Consider the following 19,166-nt stretch of genomic DNA (forward strand, 5'->3'; position numbering starts at 1 on the left):
CTACCGCGGGACGGCGGCCCAGCCCTCGGACTCGCGCAGCGGCGTCTTCAGCACCTTGCCGCCTGCGTTGCGCGGCAGCGGACCGTCGAGGACCCGCACGAACTGCGGGCACTTGAAGTCGGCCAACCGCTCGCGGGCGAAGGAGGACAGGTCCGCGACCAGCTGACCGGCGTCCGTGCCCGGCCTCGGCAGGACGACGGCGCCGACCTTCTCCCCCATCACCGGGTCGGGAACGCCGACGACGGCGACCTCCAGGACGTCGGGGTGCTCGGCGAGGGCGTTCTCCACCTCGACGCTGTACACGTTCTCGCCGCCGCGGTTGATCATGTCCTTGGCGCGGTCGACGATCCGCACGATGCCGTCGGTGATCGTCGCGAGGTCACCGGTGTGCAGCCAGCCGTCGACGAAGGTCTCCGCCGTCCGCACCGGGTCGCCCCAGTACCCGGCGACGACGTTGGGGCCGCGCACCAGCAGCTCCCCCACTCCCGTTTCCGGGTCCGGCCCGTCGAGGCGGACCTCGTTCACCGGCGTCGGGAACCCGACGGCGTCGGCGTGGGTCTCGGCGTACTCGTGCGGGAGGAAGGTGGCCAGGGCCGAGGTCTCGCTGAGGCCGAAGCCGTTGCCGAGCCGGGCGTTCGGGAACGCCGTCCGCAGCCGGTGCACCAGCTCCGGGGCGATCGGCGCGCCGCCGTAGCTGAGGGTGCGCACGGTGGAGACGTCGGTGGTGGGCAGCGCCGGGTGGCGCAGCACCAGCTCGTAGATGGTCGGGACGCTGGTGAGCAGCGTGATGCCGTGCTCCGGGATGGCGGCCAGGAACGCGGTGGCGTCGAAGCGGGGCATGAGCACCGAGGTGCCGCCGAGGGCGATCTGGGTGAGGAACTGCGAGTTGCAGCCGGTGACGTGGAAGAGCGGCACCGAGATCAGCGTGGCGTGGGACACCTCCGGGTCGCGGCTGAGCTCGCGGCAGCGGAGAACCGACTCGATGTTGCTGAGGAAGTTCTCGTGCGTGGTCATGGCGCCCTTGGGGCGGCCGGTCGTGCCGCTCGTATAGAAGAGCGCGGCGACGTCGGTGTGCGCCGGGTCGGGGAGCTCCCCGGGCTCGCCGTCGGGCAGCGGCTCACCGGGGCGGACGACGTGGGCGGCGCCGCAGTCGGCGAGGATGAAGTCCGCCTCGGCCGGGGCCAGGCGGGTGTTCATGGGCACGACGACGGCGCCGGCGAGCTGGGCGCCCCAGAAGGCGAGCACCCAGTCGAGGCCGTTGGGCAGCTGGACGGCGACCCGGTCGCCGGTGGCGATGCCGGCGGCCCGGAGACCGCCGGCGACGCGCCGCGCCCGCTCCCACAACTGGCCGTAGGTGAGCTCGCCGCCGCCGAGCTCGACGATGGCGGTGCGGTCTGCGCGCGCCGCCGCCTGGGCCTGCAGGACACGGACGAGGTTGACGGGGAGGCCGGTGTAGCGGCGGATGCCGTCCGCGCCGACCTCGATGCCGCTGCTGTCGAAGGGGTGCTCCCCCACCGCCGCGTTGCCCGTGCTCATGCGTCCCCCCGTCCGGTCGTCCGACGCTCGGATTGTGCGCCGGTGAGCCAGGTCTCCTCCGAGGGGGCCGTCACCCGATCCGGCGGCACATGGCCGGTTGTCCACAGTTACGGAACCGGATTCGCCCGCACCCTGCGTAGTCTCCCGCTGTGCGTGATCTCCGCGGGAGCCTGGTCCGGACGACGGTCGCGGTGCTTCTCGGTTCTGCGGTGCTGACCGGGTGCGCGGAGAAGCAGGAGGCCAGCACCACCCTGCCGACCACCGAGGCCGCTCCGACCTCGGGCCCGCCCGCACTCGGGCCGGCCGACTTCCCGGTTCCCGACGAGGCCCGCACCAAGGACGCCGCCGGCGCAGAAGCCTTCTTGCACTACTGGATCGAACTGCTCAACCGCCAGCGAGCCATTCCGTCCGGAGACGCCCTCCGCGACCTGGGGCCAGAGTGTCAGGAATGCCTTCGTATCGCCCACGTCTACGACGAGGCCGCGGGTTCCGGTCGCCGCTTTCAAGGCGGCGACTTCAGCGTTGAGTCACTAGGCACGCCTGTCATCGAGGACGACGAAGCGGTCATCAACTTCTTCGCCGGACAGGAGGCGATTGCCCTTGTTGATTCGGCCGGCGCCACGGTCGAGAACCTGCCAACCGGTTCCCATCTGGGATCAGGCATGAGGCTTGCGTGGTCCCCGGACCAGCAGGGCTGGCTCGTAACCGGATTCGCTATCGGATGAAGCCTCCCTTCGTTCGGCTGATCGCCGCCCTTGCCCTCGCACTGGCGCTCATGCTGGCCAATCCAGCGGTGTCAGCCGGCTGCGGCCTTGATAGGTGCCCCACGACGGGACTCAATGACGGCGCTGCAGCCGTCGGCTGGCAGGAGGGAGCCGCCGTGGGCGCATTGGTGAGCGGCGGCGGCGACCGTCAAGTGAGGTACGCATGGCGGATCCGCACTCTCTGCATGATTTCGGACGAGACGCGAGGCGCCTGCACAGCGGCCGACTTCCGCGAGTGCCCCCAACAACCGGGTCGGGTCATCGGGTACTACGTCATTCAAGCTCGACCCGTTGTGTACGAGGACGCAGACGGCAATCTCGCGGTCGCGGAGGGTTCGCTGCCTACCGACGCACGCATTGGCGACCTCGTCGGCGACTGGAACACCGACCGGCAGGGCTGCATCGACATCACTCCGCTGAACCCGCCGCCGTCGCCGGGCGAGGTGTTCAGCTACTTCCAGCGCCTGCCGCTCCCGGAGCTCACCACCCGGCACCAGCCACCCGGCGACGGTCTGACCGGTCTCCCCGTCATCTTCTACACCGACTCGCCCACCACCCAGACCTTCACCGTCGGCATCCGCGGCTTCACCGTCGTCATCGAAGCCACCGCTGAGCAGTTCACCTGGCACACCGGCGACGCCGCCGGCTCGATCACCACCACCGACCCCGGCGCGCCCTATCCCGACCAGACCATCGAGCACTCCTACCGGTCCGGCACCTACACCGCTTCCCTCACCGTCACCTGGGGCGCCACGTTCAGCGTCGACGGCAGTGCGGAAGCCGACGTCCCCGGCACCACCACCACCAGCGGCCCACCCGTCACCTTCGACGTCCTCCAGGCCCGCACGGTCCTCACCAACCCCTACGACTGACCTGCGAAACTGTCGGTGGTCGGCTCTACGGTGCAGGTGTGTTCGTCGGCGAGCCACCCCGTGTGCCGGAGGACGGCGTGCCGATCCCGGAGCTGCCGGACGCCGTCGCACCCGGCCTGAGCGACCTCGAGCTGGTCGCCGACATCTGGGCCGCTGACGCACGCGAGGCCCGCCACGCCGCCGAGCGCGCCCAGGCGATCGCGGCCCTCGCCCGGCGCCGCTCCATCGAGCGTGACCGCGACTTCGGCCCGCTCGGCGGCCCGGGGCTCGACAGCCGGCTGCGGCGATCGCCGGTGCTCGCGCAGGTCAGCGAAACGTTCGTGTCCGAGCTGGCCCTGATCCGGGGCTGCACGGAGGCAGAGGCCGAGTCCCTCGCGGTTGAGTCGATCCTGCTGACCACCCTTCTCGTCGGCACGTGGAGCGCGCTCTACGCCGGCGAGATCGACGTGCGCAAGATGCGCGCCCTCGTCGACCTCCTCGGCACCGCCAAGCCCGCAGTCGTCGCGGAAGTGGAGCAACGGGTCCTGCCCCACACCGGCCGGCTCACCGTTCCGCAGCTGCGCCACCGGGTGCGTCGGGCTCTGGCCCGTCTCGATGCCGAAGCTCTGGACAGGCGCCGGGAGAAGGCGGCCCGGCGTGCCGACGTCACCACACGTCCCACCGGCGACGGCATGAGCCAGCTCCTCATCGACCTGCCGATCCACCAGGCCGCCGCCTGCGCCGACGCGGTCGACCAGTACGCGCAGATGCTTCGGGCCGACGGCGACCGACGACCCATCGGCGTCATCCGAGCGTCCGTCGCGGCTGACCTCATCCTCCGGCCCTGGGACACCTCACGCCCCGCAGTAACCGCCCAGCTCGTGGTGCATGCACCGTTGCGGTCGCTCCACGAGCCCGATCGGACGGGCGCGACGTCCCAGCCGGCCGCGGAGGTGGCCGGTGAGATCGTCACGGCCGCGCAGTGCCGGGAGCTGCTCCGCGAATTGGAGCTGCTCGGGGTCGGTGCCTCGCCCGCCGGTGGTTCCGTGCAGGTGGCCATCGGCGACCCGGTCCGGGGCCGGCTCCTCGCAGTCGCGACCCGCAACGAGCTGCGCCGCGCCGCCGGCAACCGTCGTCGGCGGACCCGGCGCCGCGGCTCGGTCCGGACGAGATCCCAAGCCACCACGAGCGACGACTCCGGCGGAGGCACCACTCCCGGGACGGGCACGGGCACGGGCACCGGCACGGACACCGGCACCGGCACCGGGCTCGACACCGGTGCCGGCCTCGGCCCACCGACTGCCACGGCCGCCTACCGACCGACTCCGTCTCAAAACCGCTTCGTCCGGGTCCGCGATCGGCACTGCCGCATGCCCGGCTGTCGTCGGCGCGCGGCGCGGTGCGACATCGACCACGGAGTCGCGCACGCCGACGGCGGACCGACCGCGTGCTGGAACCTCTGCTGTCTCTGCCGGCGCCACCACCGGATCAAGACCTTCGCCCGCGGGTGGCGCTTCGATCTGCTGGACGACAGCCGGCTCGTCGTCCGCACGCCGAGCGGTGTCTCGCGGGCGACCCGGCCCCCGGGCTGGTGCTACGACCCGGAGCCCGATCCGCCGTGGCTGGACGAGGAGCACCCACCGGACCAGCTGCGCTGCTGAACCTCGAACTCGGCGGAACCGGCGCGTCCGGAACCATTCCCAACCGCGACCGTCGCGAGGACAGTACGGAGAGCGGCGACGCCGTCCAGGGCTCGCCTGCTCGCGAGAGGAACCGTCGCATGTACGCGCGTTCGACCACGACCTCCGGCATTCCGGCCAACATCGACAAGGGCGTCGTCTACGTCCGCGACCGCGTCCTCCCCGCCGTCATGGGGATGGACGGCTTCATCGGTCTCTCCATGCTGGCCGACCGGCACTCCGGCCGCGGCATCGTCACCACCGCGTGGGAGGACAGCACCGCTCTGCACAACAGCGCCGACCAGGTGAAGGCGATGCGGGCCCGAGCCGCCGACATCCTCGGCGGCCCGGCCGTCGTGGAGGACTGGTCGATCGCCGTGCTGCACCGCTCGCACCACGCCCCCGAGGGCGCCTGCGCACGGGTCACCTGGACCCGTGGCCGACCCGAACGGCTGGAGCGGATGACGGATGCGTTCCGCATGAGCATCGTCCCGCGGCTGGAGGACATCCCCGGCTTCTGCTCGGTCAGCATGCTCGTCGACCCCGCCGAGGGCCGCGCGACGACCACCGTGACCTACGACAGCCGCGAGGCGATGCGCCAGGCGCTGGACCGCGCCACCGAGCTGCGCCAGGAGTTCACCCGGCACATGTCCGCCCAGGTGGTCGAGGTCGCCACCTTCGAGCTGGTCGTCGCCCGGCTCCAGGTGCCGGAGACGGTCTGACATGCGCCGGCACGCACCGGGGCGTCCGCCCCAGCCACCGCGCCGATTTCCCCTCCGCCACGCCCGGGCAGCCCGTCACCATGGCTGAACACGACGCCGTCGTCATCGGCAGCGGCATCAACGGCCTGGTCGCCGCCGCGCTGCTGGCCAAGGACGGCCGGGACGTCGGCGTCTACGAGCGCAACCCCCGGCTCGGTGGCGCCATCCGCACCGAGACCGACACCCCCGCCCCCGGGTGGACGACCGACCTGCTCTCCTGCTGGCACCCGCTCTTCGTGGGCGGCCCCGCCTACCCGCTGCTGCAGGACGACCTGGCCGCCCGGGGCCTCGTCTACCGCAACACCGACCTGCCGGCCGCGGCCGTGCTGGGCGACGGCTCCACCGCCGTACTGTCCACCGACGCCGACGCGACCGCCGCCGACTTCGACCGGCTCTCCCCTGGTGACGGCGACGCCTGGCGGGCCTTCCTGGAGGACTTCGGCAGCCGAGCCGGCATCGCCTTCGGTGCGCTGGGCACCGAGCTGCTCTCCCTCGACGGCCTCAAGCTCGCCGCCCGCGCCGCCTGGCAGCTCGGGCCCAGGGGGCTGCAGCAGTTCGGCGCCGAGGGGCTGGAGTCCGCACGGTCCTGGCTGAGCGGCACCTTCCGGTCGCCCGCCGTGCACGGCCTGCTCTCCCCGTGGGTCGGCCACGAGGGGCTCGGTCCCGACGACACCTTCAGCGGCTTCATCAACAAGGTGATCGCGCTGGCCCTCGTCCAGGGCGGCTGCCCCGTTCCCGAGGGTGGCGGGATCCGCCTGGTCGACGCGCTGTCCTCGATCATCACCGACGCCGGCGGCACCGTCCGCACCGGCGCCGAGGTCGTCGCCGTCCAGGTGACCGGTGGGCGGGCCCGGGGCGTCCGGCTGGCCGACGGCGAACGGATCGGTGCCCGGGAGGCCGTGTTCGCGAGCGTCACCCCGCAATCGCTCTACCTGGACCTGCTCGACGGCGTCGGCAGCGTCCCGGACCAGGTGCGCGACGCCGCCCGCAGCTACCGGTACGGCCGCGGCGACATGCAGATCCACCTGGCGCTGTCGGAGCCGGCGCGGTGGGCCGACGACGGCGACCGGCTCTCCCGCGCCGCCATCGTGCACGTCTCCGACGGCATGGACGCCGTCAGCCGCTCGGTCAACGAGGCCCAGCGCCACCTGCTGCCCGCCCGGCCCACGATCGTCGCCGGGCAGCCGGCCGCCCTCGACCCGACCCGGGTGCCGGACGGCGCCGGCGTGCTGTGGCTGCAGCTGCAGGAAACCCCCGGCCGCCCGCAGGGCGACGCCGCCGGGTCGATCGACGTCGGCGACGGCACCTGGACCGATGACCTGCGCGAGCGCTACGCCGACCGGGTCGTCGAGCAGCTCGGCCGGCACGTGACCAACCTCGACTCCGCGCTCGTGGCCCGCCGGGTGCTCTCCCCCGCCGACCTCGAGTCGTGGAACCGGAACCTGGTCGGCGGCGACCCCTACTCCGGCGCCTGCACCCTCGACCAGTTCCTCGTCTGGCGGCCCACGGCACGCACCAGCGGCCACCGCACCCCCGTGCCGGGTCTGTGGCACATCGGCGCCTCCACCCACCCAGGCCCGGGGCTGGGCGGGGGCAGCGGGTACCTCGCCGTGCAGCAGCTCGGCAAGCGGTCCCGCCGGCTCCTCAGCCGTCGCTGAGGACCACCGCCGCACGGCCGGGCGACCGACCGTGCGGCGGTAACTCGGTCAGCCGACCCGGGTCAGCGCCGGCCAGAGCCCGTCCGGCCCGTCGGCCAGCAGCCCCGACGCCAGCACCCGCGACCACACCAGCTCGCTGCCGGCCTCGTCCCGCCACGACCACAGCCGCCGGGTGAGGTGGTGCAGCTTGTGCTCCTGGGTGAAGCCGATCGCGCCGTGCACCTGGTGGGCCAGGCGCGCGACGACCTCGACCGCGGCACCGGCACGGACCTTCGCCGCCGCCGCGGCCAGGACGACGTTCTCCGCGCGGTCGAGCGCCTGGGTCGCGGCGTCGGTCAGCGCCGTCACCGCGGTCACCTCACCGGCCATCTCGGCCAGCTCCATCTGGATCGCCTGGAACTTGCCCAGCGGCCGGCCGAACTGGTGGCGCTCGCCGGCGTACTGCACGGTCCAGGCGAGCACCTGCTCCAGCGCGGCGGCCAGCTGCACCGCCCGCGCCAGCGCGTAGCGTGCCCGCACCTCGTCCGCCTGCGCCGGCGTGAGCAGCGCGCCGATGGCACCGACCTGGTCCAGCACCAGCGTCCCGCGCGGCTCGCCGGCCAGGTTGAAGGCGTCGGTCGCCGGCAGCGACGAGACGTCGACCAGCGCCAGCACCGATCCCTCCAGACCCGCCGGTGCCGGCGCCAGGACGACGACGGACGACGCCGCCCCCGCCCAGGGGACGTCGGGAACCGTGCCGGAGAGGGTGAACCGGCCGGGGCCGTCGCCGTCGTCGACCGGGTGCACGGTCACCGAGTCGGCGATCGCAAAGGTGGTCGCCTGCTCGGGCGAGGGCAGCTCGAGGTCCGCGGCCACCAGCGCCGGCCCGGCGACCAGCAGCTGCTCGGCCACCGGCACCGCCGCGGCACCGGCGGCCAGCGTCCGGACGATCGCCACCGCGTCGGCCAGCTCCCCGCCCGAGCCACCGGCCTCCTCGGGCAGCCCGACGCCGGTCAGCCCGGCCTCGGCGAGCGCCGTCCACAGCCCCTCGTCCCAGCGCCGGTCCGCGGTCAGCACGAACGGCTCGTGCGAGCCGAGGATGTCCCGGACGGTCTCGACCACCAGGTCCTGATCGGTCGCCATCAGCGCAGCCCCAGCCCTCGTGCCACGATCCCGCGCAGGATCTCGTTGGTACCGCCCCGCAGCGTGAAGCCCGGCTGGTGCAGCTGCGCCTCGGCCAGCGCCCGGGCCAGCGGATCGGGCGAGTCCAGCGACGGCGTCACGTCGACGACCTTCCGGATCTCCTCGATCACGTCGGCCTCGAACGTCGTCCCGACGTCCTTGACCAGCGCGGCCGGGATGTTGGGCAGCTCGCCCCGGTCCAGCGCCGCCGCGATGCGCAGCGACATCTGGCGCAGCGCCAGCACCCGCGCCGACAACCGCCCGAGGACGGCGAGCTGGGCGGGGTCACCCGTCTCGGCGACCCGGCGGCCGAACTCGGCGACCAGCGGGTACGTCGAGAGGAACCGCTCCGGGCCCGACCGCTCGAACGCGAGCTCGGCGGTCACCTGGTGCCAGCCGTTGCCCTCCTCGCCCAGCAGCATGTCGCCGGGGACGACGACGTCGTCGAACACGACCTCGTTGAAGTGGTGCCCGCCGTCGAGGATGCGGATCGGGTTGATCGTGATGCCGGGCAGCGACAGGTCGATCAGCAGCTGCGACATGCCGGCGTGCCGGTTCGCCGAGTCCGACGGGGAGGTCCGCACGAGCACGATCCCGTAGTGGGAGTGGTGCGCGTTCGACGTCCACACCTTCGCGCCGTTGACCACCCAGTCGCCGTCGCCGTTGCGGGTCGCCTTCGTGCGGATCGAGGCGAGGTCCGAACCCGAGTCCGGCTCGCTCATCCCGATGACGAAGTAGCACTCCCCCGCGACGATGCGCGGCAGGATCTCCTGCCGCTGCTTCTCCGTGCCGTAGGTGAGCAGGTTCGGCCCGGACTGCCGGTCGGCGATCCAGTGCGCGGCCACCGGGGCGCCCGCGGCGAGCAGCTCCTCGGTGACGGCGTAGCGCTCCATCGCCGAGCGCTCGTGGCCGCCGTACTTCTTCGGCCAGGTCATCCCGAGCCAGCCGCGCTCACCCAGCTTCTTCGAGAACTCCGGGTCGACACCGGACAGCCAGGTGTCCACGTGCGTGCGGAACGTGCCGGCGGCCAGCTCGGCGGCGAGGAACTCGCGCACCTCCGCCCGCACCTGCTCCGCCGCCTCGGACCGCGGAGCAGGTGCCAGTGTCAACGAGTTGCTCATGCGACTCCCCAGGTGTGGTCGTGCCCACTGCGGTTGTACAGGGCCGGGGAACCGCACCGCCCGCCGGGTGCCGGCGGACCAGGGACCGCGACGTGCTCGCGGCCGCCGTCGAGGTCTGGGCCGGCTGCGGCCACGGCCACACCCCGTGGACGTCGACCGCGGGCTCCTGCGGCCGGCTGGGGCTCAGCCCTCGCGCTCGTCTTCCGCGTCAGGTCCGCGGGTCAGCTGGCGCAGCTCGGTGACCACCTCGGTGGCCACCGTGCCCAGCGACGTCAGGGCGTCCGACACCAGCCGGCGCACCCCCGGCACGTCCAGGCCCATCGCCGCACCGATCCCGGAGCCGGTCTCCAGCCCGCCGAGCTCCCCGGTGGCCGGGGCCCGCTCGGCGAGCTCGGGCGACCAGCGCATCGCGTCGCCGGACAACGACCAGTCACCGGTCGCGCCGTCGATCGCGTCGGTGACCGGGTTCGTACGAGCCGACGAGTCCATGACCGCCTCCTGCCGGGGTCGGCTCCATGGTGACCCGAAACGGCAGCGGCCGGAAGCGGTCGCTGCGTCAGACGCGCGTCAGCGCCAGCATCGCGATGTCGTCGGCCCGGTGCACCCCGGTCAACTCGGCGAGCAGCCGGTCGCACAGCCCCTCCGGATCCGCCGTGCAGGCCCGCGCCGCCACGTCCCTCAGCCGTTCCAGCCCCGCGTCGATGTCGGCGCCGCGGCTCTCCACCAGCCCGTCGGTGAACAGCAGCAGCGTCGCGCCCACGGGCAGCACGCCGCTCCACTCCTGCGCCGGTGCGGGCGGCGCGCCCAGCATGCGGGTCGGCCGCACCGGCAGGTACTCCGCGGTGCCCGCCGTGCACAGCAGCGGCGGGAGGTGCCCGGCCGAGGCGATCCGCAGCTCACCGGTGGCCGGGTCCAGCGTCGCGAACAGCGTCGTCGCCATCCGCTGCAGCTCGAACAGCTCCCAGTTGTGCTGCAGCCGGTCGATCAGCACGGCGGGCGAGGGGCGGTCGGCCGACATCGCCCGGATCACGCTGCGCAGCTGCCCCATCGTCGCGGCGGCGGTGATGTCGTGGCCGACGACGTCGCCCACGACCAGACCGACCCGGTCGCCGGGCAGCCGGAGGACGTCGTAGAAGTCACCGCCGACGTCGACGCCCTGGGTCGCCGCGACGTAGCGCACCGCCGTCGACAGCGACGGCAGCCGCGGCGGCGACGGCGGCAGCAGGCTGGCCTGCAGCGTGTGGGACGTCCGCTCCTCGAACTCGAACCGCTGGGCCTTGTCGACCACCTGGGCGAGCTGCAGCGCGAGCTGCTCGGCGACGTCCACGTCCGCGGCGGTGAACGGCTTCCGGTGCCGGTCACCGGCGAACGTCACCACGCCCAGCCGGCGCCCCTCGACGACCATCGGCACGCTGACCAACCCGATGATCTCCAGCTGCCGCGCGACGTCCCGGTCCCTGCCGTCGGCGGGCACCGCCTCGAACAGGTCCCGGGCCTCCGCGACGTCGCGCACCCACTGCGTCCGGCCCTCGCGCAGCGCCCGGGCCGCCGGGTGCATCGGGGAGCGCGCCGGGACCTGGCCCTCCCGCACCCGGTCGAGCAGCGGCTGGCGGGAAGGGTCGCGGTGCCGCGCGACGGGGCGGGCCATGCCGTGCTCGGTCACCAGGTCGATCACGCAGACGTCGGCCAGCCCGGACACCACCAGCCCGGCCAGCCGTTCGACGGTCTCGGTGACGTCCGCCGCGTCGGCCATGAGCCGGGACGCCTCGAGCAGGAACGCCGACCGTTCCCCCTGCGAACGGGTCTGCTCGTACAGCCTCACCCGCTCCAGCGCCTGGCCGGCCTGCCGGCCCAGCGTCCACAGCAGGTCGACCTCGGCCGGGGTCAGCGGCTGGTGCTGCCCGGGCTCCTCCAGGCTGATCAGGTCGCCGCGGCCCGGCACGCCCCGCGCCAGCACCAGCACACCCAGCCGCTTGGAGTCCGCCGACACCGGCACGACCACCAGGTCGGTCAGCCCGTCGGCCGCCATCGCCGCCGCCAGCTCCGGTTGGTCGGCCCGCAGCCGGGGGTCGAGCACGATCGAGCGCAGCCCCTGGGCCAGCTCCAGCGCCAGCCGGCTGCCGGCCGCCTCGCGCAGCCGCCGCAGCAGCTCCAGCGACAGGCCCTCGGCCCGCACCGGACGCAGCGCGGGCAGCTCCCGCGGGTCGTCGGCCTCGCCGTCGACCATGACCAGCGCCGCACCGGCGGCCCGCATCGCCGCCCGGCCGCGCTGCACGATCACCGTCGCGACGTCCTCGGGGGTCATCGCGGCCGCCAGGTCGAACACCACCTTCTGCACCACCCGGGACCGGGTCTCCGACTCCTCGGCCAGCCGCTGCGCCGCCAGCAGCTCGCGCTCGTACCGGCGCCGCGCGGTCGCCTCGAACAGCGTCGCCCGCACCAGCAGCGGTGCCCCGTCGTCGTCCCGCACCTCGACGGCGTTGAGCAGGCACGGCAGCAGGGACCCGTCGATCCGGGTGATGTCCATCGCGATCTCGCGCACCGCGCCCTGCATGCGCAGCAGCGGAACCAGGTGCGTCTCGTAGAACACCCGCCCGCCGACGGTGAGCAGGTCGTGGATCCGGCTGCCGAGCAGGTCTTGCGGCAGCCGCCCGGTCCAGGCGCAGAACGTCCGGTTGGCCTTCACGATGCGGCCGTCGGGCAGCGTGGACAGGTAGCCCATCGGCGCGTTCTCGTAGAGGTCGGCCGGGTCCTCGTCGAGCAGGCGGTTCAGCCGGCTCGCCGGGTCGCGCGCGTCCTCGGGGCCGGTCATGCCCCACCGTCCCCGGCGGTCACGGCGTCAGGAACGCACGGATGGCGGCCGTCGTCTCCTCCGGCGCGGACAGCTGGGGCACGTGGCCGGTGGCCCGCAGGCGCACCAGCACGCTGCCGGCGATCGCGCGGTGCACGAACTCGCCGACCACGTCGGGCGCGATCGCGTCGGCGCTGCACTGGAGCACCAGCGTGGGGACGTCGATGCCGCAGAGGTCGGCGCGGTTGTCCGACAGGAAGGTGACCCGCGCGAACTGCCGCGCGATGTGCGGCGCGGTCCGGCAGAAGCTGTTCGTCAGCTCCTCGGCCAGCTCCGGTCGCTCCGGGTTGCCCATGATCACCGGCGCCATCTGCGTCGACCAGCCCAGGTGGTTGCTGTCCAGCGCTTCCAGCAGGCCCACGATGTCGCTGCGGCTGAACCCGCCGACGTAGTCCCCCTCGTCGATGTACCGCGGGCTCGGGCCCACCATCACCAGTGCGCCGAACAGCTCGGGCGCCCGGTGGTAGGCCAGCACCCCGATCATCGCGCTGACCGAGTGCCCCACGAAGACGACGTCGGAGAGTTCGAGCTCGCGGCAGATCTCGACGACGTCGGCCGCGTACCCCTCCAACGAGTTGTACTTCTCGGGGTCGTAGGCGGACAGGTCCGACTGCCCGGAACCGACGTGGTCGAACAGCACCACCCGGTGGTCGACGGCGAAGTCCGGGGCGACCAGGCGCCACATCGTCTGGTCGCAGCCGAAACCGTGGGCGAAGACGATCGGCCGCCCTGCCGGCGGCCCACTGAGGCTTACCCGGTTGCGTGCCACAACGCTGCCCACCCAGCCGACCGTAGCCGAACGAGCGCCCGGTGTCGCCGGCCCCCGCGCCGTGCGGAACCGCTTGGCGCAGAAAACGGTCCGGCGCGCGTCCCCGTCGGCGTTCCCCGCCGCGGCCGCCGTCCGTTCCCCGTTGTCCCCGTCCCGTCGCGCCGGCTCCCGGCCGGGGGCTCCGTCGCCGTCACGGCGCCCCGGCCGGGCGGCCACCTACCAGCGCGTGCTGCACCCACTGGCGCGCTGGGAGCTGCGCACCCTCGCCGACGTCGTCACGTGGGCGCCCGACGGCGAGTGCGCCCTGATCGGAGCGCCGCCCGAAGCCGACCGTCCCGCCGTCGCCGCCTGGACGACCGCCCCCGGGCTGCTCCTCCGGCGGCTCGGCGGCCGACGGTCAGTAGCGGGACGTGCCGCACTCGCGGCAGCGCTTGCGCGGGGTGACCGCCTGCCCGTGGCAGTTGTCGCAGACCCAGGTGGTCTGCTCCTTCGTCGTGGTCCGGTCCTTCGTCGCCGTGCTCATGGCCGCCCCCTCCGGAGTGTGTGTCCCCGACGGTAGGCAGCCGGAATGTCCGCGAGATGACGGCGGCGTTGACTTTGGGCGGAGGCTCACAGCCCGCCTGCCGTGCCCCCGGAAGCCGCGCGGACGATAGTTGTCCGCCGGAACTCACGACGGAAGCGATGGGCATTGACGACAGCTCGACAGGCGCCGACGCAGGACGCCGAACTCGCGGCGGAGCAGATCTACGTCACCGGCCTGCACCAGCGGCTCGACGAGGTGCGGGCGCGCACGGTCACCCGCCTCGAGGAGGCGCTGGCCACGGTGCCGCACAACCCGCAGGCGATCGGTGAGCGGGAGGCGGCGGTCGAGCTGCACTCCCAGCGGATCGTCGCCCTCGACGCCGCCGACAGCGGGCTGTGCTTCGGCCGGCTCGACCGGCACGACAGCGAGGTGGCGCGCTACATCGGCCGGATCGGGCTGAACGCCGACGACGGCCGCGAGGAGCCGCTGCTGGTCGACTGGCGCGCCCCGGCGGCCCAACCGTTCTACACCGCGACGCCGCTGCACGACCTCGGCGTCCGGCGCCGCCGGCACATCCGCACCCGCGGCCGCACGGTCGTGAGCCTGACCGACGAGACCCTCGACCTCACCGATCCCGACCTCGTCCAGCGCTCCGGGCTGGCCGGTGAGTCGGTGCTGCTGGCGGCGCTCAACGCCACCCGCACCGGCCGGATGAACGACATCGTCCGCACCATCCAGGCCGAGCAGGACCGGATCATCCGCGCCGACCACCGCGGGGTCCTCGTCGTGCAGGGCGGTCCCGGCACCGGCAAGACGGCCGTCGCCCTGCACCGCGCCGCGTACCTGCTCTACACCCACCGGGAGCGGCTGGCCCGCAGCGGCCTGCTGATCGTCGGCCCCTCCCCCACCTTCCTCACCTACATCGCCGACGTGCTGCCCTCCCTCGGCGAGACAGGCGTGGTGCTCACCGACCTCGGCGGGCTGCGGCCCGGACTGCAGGCGCACGCCGCCGAGCGCCCGGAGGTGGCCGTGGTCAAGGGCCGGCTGGCGATGGTGCAGGTCGTCACCGCCGCGGTGCGCGACCGGCAGGCCGTGCTCGACAGGCCGGCGGCACTGACGATCGACGGGACGCCGCTGCGCTTCACCAAGGCCGACGCCGCCCGCGCCCGCAGCCGCGCCCGGGCCGCCTCCCGGCTGCACAACGAGGCCCGGCCGGCGTTCGCGCACGCGGTGATCGACCTGATCGCCCGCAAGTACGCCGACAAGCTCGGCGAGAACGTGCTGGGCGGCGGCAACCTGCTCGAGGAGGGCGACGTCGCCGCGCTCCGCCGGGAGGTGGCCGCCGAGCCCGCCGTCCACTCGCTGATCGACCGGCTGTGGCCCCGGCTCACCGCCGAGCGGCTGCTGCGCGACCTGTTCTCCTCGCGCCAGCGGCTGGAGACGGCCACCCGAGGGTGGTCCGACGCCGACCGGGCGCTGCTGCTCCGGCCGCCGTCGGCCCCGTGGACCCCGGCCGACGTCCCGCTGCTGGAGGAGGCCGACGAGCTGCTCGGCGTCGACGACAGCGCCGACCGCACCGCCGCCCGCCGGGAGCGGCAGCGCCGGCTGCGGGACGCGCAGGAGACCCTCGACCTGCTGCACGGCTCCCGCTCCACCGACTGGGAGACCGAGGACGAGTCCGAGGAGCTCTCCGCCGGCGACCTGCTCGACGCGGAGGGTTTGGCGGAACGGCAGGAGGAGCGGGACAGCCGGTCGACGGCCCAGCGGGCCGCGGCCGACCGCACCTGGACCTACGGGCACGTGATCGTCGACGAGGCGCAGGAGCTCTCCGCCATGGCCTGGCGGGTGCTGCTGCGCCGCTGCCCCACCCGGTCGATGACGCTGGTCGGCGACGTGGCGCAGACCGGCTCGGCCGCCGGCGCCTCCAGCTGGGCGGAGGTGCTCGAGCCGGCGCCCGGCCCACGGGACATGCGCGGCTGGCGCATGGCGGAGCTGACCGTCAACTACCGCACGCCCGCGGAGATCATGGACGTCGCCGCGGAGGTCCTCGCCGCGGGCGGGGCGGCTGCGTCGGCGGCCCGGTCGGTGCGCACGACCGGCGAGCGGCCCTGGGCCCGCCAGGTGGCCGAGGAGAAGCTGGTCGCCGCGGTCGCCGGCGCGGCCGCCGAGCTCGACGCCGCGGAGGGCACCCTCGCCGTCGTCGTCCCCCGCAGCCGGCTCGACGCGGTCACCGAAGCCGTGCGGGCTGCCGTCCCCTCGGCCTCGGCCGACGGCGACCTGACCGCCGGGCCCGTGGTGCTCACCCCGGAAGGCAGCAAGGGCCTGGAGTTCGACTCGGTGCTCGTCGCCGACCCCGCCGGGATCCTCGCCGAGGGGGTCCGCGGGCACAACGACCTGTACGTGGCCCTCACCCGGGCCACCCAGCGGCTCGGGGTCGTCCACCCCGGCGAGCTGCCCCGGGAGCTCAAGGGGCTCGACCCGCGCTGACCCGGCCGGTCAGGTGGTTGTTCTCCGGGACGTCGGACTCTGCTTACAGGAGTGAGCAGAGTCCGACTGCGCTCGGAACGGGGTCAGGACCCGCCGCGGACGGTCAGCACGACGCCGCTGGCCGGCCGGGCCGGGATGCGATGCAGCGCGATGGTGAGGTCCTGCTCGGGCACCTCGTAGTCGAGCCGGGCCAGCTTTCCCGCGAGCGCCGCCAGCAGCGCGACGGTGATCTGCTCCCCCGGGCAGCGGTGTCCGGTGCGCGGGTCGCCACCGCCCTGGGGCACCAGCTCGAAGGCGCCGATGTCCCGGCCGAGGAACCGCTCCGGGCGGAAGGCGTACGGGTCGCCCCACAGCTCGGGGTCGTGGTTCTGCCCGTAGAGGTCGAGCAGCACCATGGCGTTCGCCGGGATCGTCAGCCCGTCGAACTCCACCTCGTGCGGTGCCCGGCCGCCGATGAACGGCGCGAACGGGTAGAACCGGCGCACCTCGTGCGCCCACGCCTCCGCGAAAGCCGGGTCCCCGCTCGCCAGCCGCTCGCGGTGCTCCGGCCAGCGCACGAGCGCGTGCCCGGAGAAGGCCAGGAACCAGGCGACCGCCGTCGTCGGCCGGATGACGTTCAGCAGCTCCACGGCGGCCACGTGCGGCGGCAGCTGCGTGCCGTCGGCGTCCCGGTGCCGCGACACGACGTCGACCGCCGAGCCCTCCGCGACGACGGCCTGGCCGCTGCGCACGTCGCAGACCAGCTGGGCCAGCCACTTCTCCCGGCGGCCGCGTGCCCGGCGGGCGCGGACGTGCCGCGGCCCGCCGGTGGCGAACCCGTCGACCATCGCGACGAGGTCGCGGGCCAGGCCGGCCACCTCGTCGTCGCGCACCGGGATCCCCGCCCACCGGGTCACCGAGCCGGCGATCACCCGGCTCGCCTCGTCGAGGACGACGATCCGCGGCCGGTGCGACCACGCGCGGGCCGCGTCCTCCCAGGCCGCGGTCGCCTGCTTCACCAGGGAGGCGATGCCGTCCTCCCGCATGAGCAGCGCGACGAACATCGCCTTGCGGACCCGGTGCATCTCGCCGTCCAGGTTGTGCACCGCCCCCTTGCCGAACAACGTGCCCTGCACCGGCTCGGGGATGGCGTGCGACCGGCGCACGTGGTCCTCGTCGTAGAGGAACCGCGCGGCGTCGGGACCCTGGATGCCGTAGGCCGGCATCCCGCCGAGCCGGGTGGCGACCGTGCGATTCCCCGCGCGCCGCCGCTCGTCGGGGAGCCACGCGTAACCCTTCGCGAGCAGCTTCAGGCCGTTCTCGAGTCGAGGCATGCGCGTCTGCCTGCCCAGCGGGCGCCCCGGGCAACCGTGCTCAGCCCGGCCGCTGCTCCTGCACCCGTTCGTCGCGGGGTCGGGTGGCGATGTCCGGCGGCGGGGCCTCGCCGTCGGCCGCGGAGCTGCCGTGGCCCAGCCGGCGCAGCAGGCCGGCGACCTCGAGCGCGGCCGTGGACGACGCGTCCTCCGGGAGCGCCTCCGCGACGCACCGCAGCGTGCCGGCGAGCGCCTGCTCCTCGTCGTTGAGCAGACCCCGGTAGGCCGGGTCCAACAGGTAGCCGGTGGGCGGCGTGGACAGGCAGCCGATGAGGTCCAGCAGCACCTCCAGCCGCCGCGCGGCCTCCGCCGGCTCGCCGTCGGCGGGGCACATCGCCACCGTCTCGACGTCCTGCTCCCACAGCCGGGCGCGGGCCACGTCCTCCCGCAGCGCCAGCACCGTGCCGGTGCGCCGGGCGGTGCCCGATCCCTGGGTCTTCAGCGCGGTGCGCACCTGGTGGGCGATCCGGATGAGGTCGTCGTCGAGCATCGAGGTGCCCACGAAGAGCACGTGCCGGGTGAGCAGCAGCGAGTGCAGCACCCCGGCCAGCGCCGCGCCCTGGTTGCCGAACTGCAGGTACTCCTCGCGGGTCAGCACGACGCTCTCCGGGTGCGCGGCGTCGCCGTGCAGCTTCAGCAGCCAGGGCGCTCCGGGGCGGGCCTCCTCGTACGGCAGCACCGTCACCTCCCGGCCGATGTCCGTGGCGGCCAGCTCGACCAGCGGGTCGTAGTTGGTGGTCACGAACTCCTGCACCGGAAGGCCGGCGATCAGCGCGTGCGCCAGCGCGTACGAGCCCGGCCCGAAGCGCTCGGCGACGAACGCCGCCATCTCCTCCGGCCCCAGCTCGCGGGACAGCAGCGCGGCGGAGTCCTGCGGCGGCAGCCGGGCCAGCCCCTCGCGCAGGCCGTCGTCCAGCCCCGAGCGGGTGGCCAGCTCGTCGACCAGCTGCGGCCAGGTCGGCAGCCCCGCCGCCGCGCCCACGCCGGCGCCGATGAACAGCGCCAGCTGGCCACGCCGCGCCCGCTCCCCCAGGTCCTCGGCCAGCTCCCGCAGGTTCCCGGGCAGGTTCCAGCCGCCCTCCTCCCCGCGGCGCACCCGCTGGGCGGCGGCCAGGTCGCTCGGCCCGCGCAGCACCAGCGCGACGTCGAACCCGTGCTCCTCGGCGGCCTCCCGCAACACCGGCAGGAGCTGCTGCAGCAGCGCCCCGCGCTGACCGGCGGCACCGCCCCAGCCGGTGCCCAGGGCCGGCAGCCCGACCAGCCGCCGCGCCCGCCCGTGCGCGGGCTCGGGCACCTCGCGCCGGGCCACGGCCGCCAGGGCCTCCCGGGCGCCGTCGAGCAGCCAGGGCAGCCCGCGCCCACCGTCGTCGACGGTGTCGACCAGCCAGGCCCGGCGGGAATCGCTCCCGGGAACCTCCAGCACCCGCTCGTCGCCGGACCACGACATGCCGATGCAGTCGCCCTCGGCCTGCCGGTCGGTGATCAGCTCGTCGGGGAAGAGCGGGGCCCAGCTGCGGGCCACCCGCAGGGAACGGTCGGTGGGCACCAGGACGTCGTCGCAGGACATCCGCGTGAGGTCGGCGCCGACGACGAAGACGTGTCCGCTCACGCGCTGCCCCTTACCCAGGGCTCCGCGGACATGCGCGATGCGCC

The 19,166-nt window shown here is 74.1% G+C and carries 15 protein-coding genes; 6 read left to right on the top strand and 9 right to left on the bottom strand.

The features are described 5' to 3' along the window. Positions 1-1,536 (bottom strand): AMP-binding protein, encoded by a 1,536-nt coding sequence (locus ABC795_RS12015; RefSeq protein ID WP_347057422.1) that lies wholly within the window; start codon positions 1,534-1,536, stop codon positions 1-3. Between the two features lie 149 nt (positions 1,537-1,685). Between ABC795_RS12015 and ABC795_RS12020 the strand changes: the two genes are divergently transcribed. The 5 genes from ABC795_RS12020 to ABC795_RS12040 all read left to right on the top strand — a co-directional run bounded on the left by ABC795_RS12020 (position 1,686) and on the right by ABC795_RS12040 (position 7,249). After that, positions 1,686-2,261, top strand: coding sequence for a hypothetical protein (locus tag ABC795_RS12020; RefSeq protein ID WP_347057423.1), 576 nt, complete (start codon positions 1,686-1,688; stop codon positions 2,259-2,261). Continuing rightward, positions 2,258-3,172, top strand: coding sequence for a hypothetical protein (locus ABC795_RS12025; protein ID WP_347057424.1), 915 nt, complete (start codon positions 2,258-2,260; stop codon positions 3,170-3,172). The genes ABC795_RS12020 and ABC795_RS12025 overlap by 4 nt, the downstream gene beginning before the upstream one ends. Before the next feature lie 38 nt (positions 3,173-3,210). Then, a complete protein-coding gene (locus ABC795_RS12030; protein WP_347057425.1) occupies positions 3,211-4,812 on the top strand; it encodes a DUF222 domain-containing protein in 1,602 nt (533 codons plus the stop codon). 119 nt (positions 4,813-4,931) lie between these two features. Next, positions 4,932-5,552: a hypothetical protein gene (locus ABC795_RS12035; protein WP_347057426.1), complete on the top strand. Its 621-nt coding sequence runs from the start codon at positions 4,932-4,934 to the stop codon at positions 5,550-5,552. Between the two features lie 80 nt (positions 5,553-5,632). Next, positions 5,633-7,249 (top strand): NAD(P)/FAD-dependent oxidoreductase, encoded by a 1,617-nt coding sequence (locus tag ABC795_RS12040; RefSeq protein WP_347057427.1) that lies wholly within the window; start codon positions 5,633-5,635, stop codon positions 7,247-7,249. 48 nt (positions 7,250-7,297) lie between these two features. Here ABC795_RS12040 and ABC795_RS12045 read toward each other — a convergent pair whose 3' ends face one another. The 6 genes from ABC795_RS12045 to ABC795_RS12070 all read right to left on the bottom strand — a co-directional run bounded on the left by ABC795_RS12045 (position 7,298) and on the right by ABC795_RS12070 (position 13,674). Then, positions 7,298-8,371 (bottom strand): acyl-CoA dehydrogenase family protein, encoded by a 1,074-nt coding sequence (locus tag ABC795_RS12045; protein WP_347057428.1) that lies wholly within the window; start codon positions 8,369-8,371, stop codon positions 7,298-7,300. Further along, positions 8,371-9,531 carry an acyl-CoA dehydrogenase family protein gene (locus ABC795_RS12050; RefSeq protein WP_347057429.1) on the bottom strand — a complete coding sequence of 387 codons (1,161 nt, stop codon included), beginning with the start codon at positions 9,529-9,531 and terminating at the stop codon, positions 8,371-8,373. Before ABC795_RS12050 ends, ABC795_RS12045 begins: the two co-directional genes overlap by 1 nt. A 183-nt stretch (positions 9,532-9,714) precedes the next feature. Further along, on the bottom strand, positions 9,715-10,020 hold the full coding sequence (locus ABC795_RS12055; RefSeq protein WP_347057430.1) for a hypothetical protein: 306 nt from the start codon (positions 10,018-10,020) through the stop codon (positions 9,715-9,717). A gap of 67 nt (positions 10,021-10,087) precedes the next feature. Next, positions 10,088-12,343 (bottom strand): SpoIIE family protein phosphatase, encoded by a 2,256-nt coding sequence (locus ABC795_RS12060; protein WP_347057431.1) that lies wholly within the window; start codon positions 12,341-12,343, stop codon positions 10,088-10,090. A 19-nt stretch (positions 12,344-12,362) separates the two neighbouring features. Then, positions 12,363-13,163 carry an alpha/beta hydrolase gene (locus tag ABC795_RS12065; RefSeq protein WP_347057432.1) on the bottom strand — a complete coding sequence of 267 codons (801 nt, stop codon included), beginning with the start codon at positions 13,161-13,163 and terminating at the stop codon, positions 12,363-12,365. 385 nt (positions 13,164-13,548) lie between these two features. Beyond that, entirely contained in the window at positions 13,549-13,674 is a 126-nt protein-coding gene (locus tag ABC795_RS12070; protein WP_347057433.1) for a hypothetical protein, read from the bottom strand. 165 nt (positions 13,675-13,839) lie between these two features. Between ABC795_RS12070 and ABC795_RS12075 the strand changes: the two genes are divergently transcribed. Beyond that, complete coding sequence (locus ABC795_RS12075; RefSeq protein WP_347057434.1) at positions 13,840-16,161, top strand: helicase; 2,322 nt, start codon at positions 13,840-13,842, stop codon at positions 16,159-16,161. Positions 16,162-16,244: 83 nt separating this feature from the next. Here ABC795_RS12075 and ABC795_RS12080 read toward each other — a convergent pair whose 3' ends face one another. Together ABC795_RS12080 and ABC795_RS12085 are read right to left on the bottom strand one after the other, a co-directional pair. Beyond that, positions 16,245-17,474, bottom strand: a complete 1,230-nt coding sequence (locus tag ABC795_RS12080) for a cytochrome P450 (RefSeq protein WP_347057435.1) — start codon at positions 17,472-17,474, stop codon at positions 16,245-16,247. A gap of 40 nt (positions 17,475-17,514) precedes the next feature. Beyond that, positions 17,515-19,122, bottom strand: a complete 1,608-nt coding sequence (locus ABC795_RS12085; protein ID WP_347057436.1) for an SIR2 family protein — start codon at positions 19,120-19,122, stop codon at positions 17,515-17,517. Positions 19,123-19,166: the final 44 nt, after the last annotated feature.

It is taken from the genome of Blastococcus sp. HT6-30 (assembly GCF_039729015.1).
Lineage (GTDB): Bacteria > Actinomycetota > Actinomycetes > Mycobacteriales > Geodermatophilaceae > Blastococcus.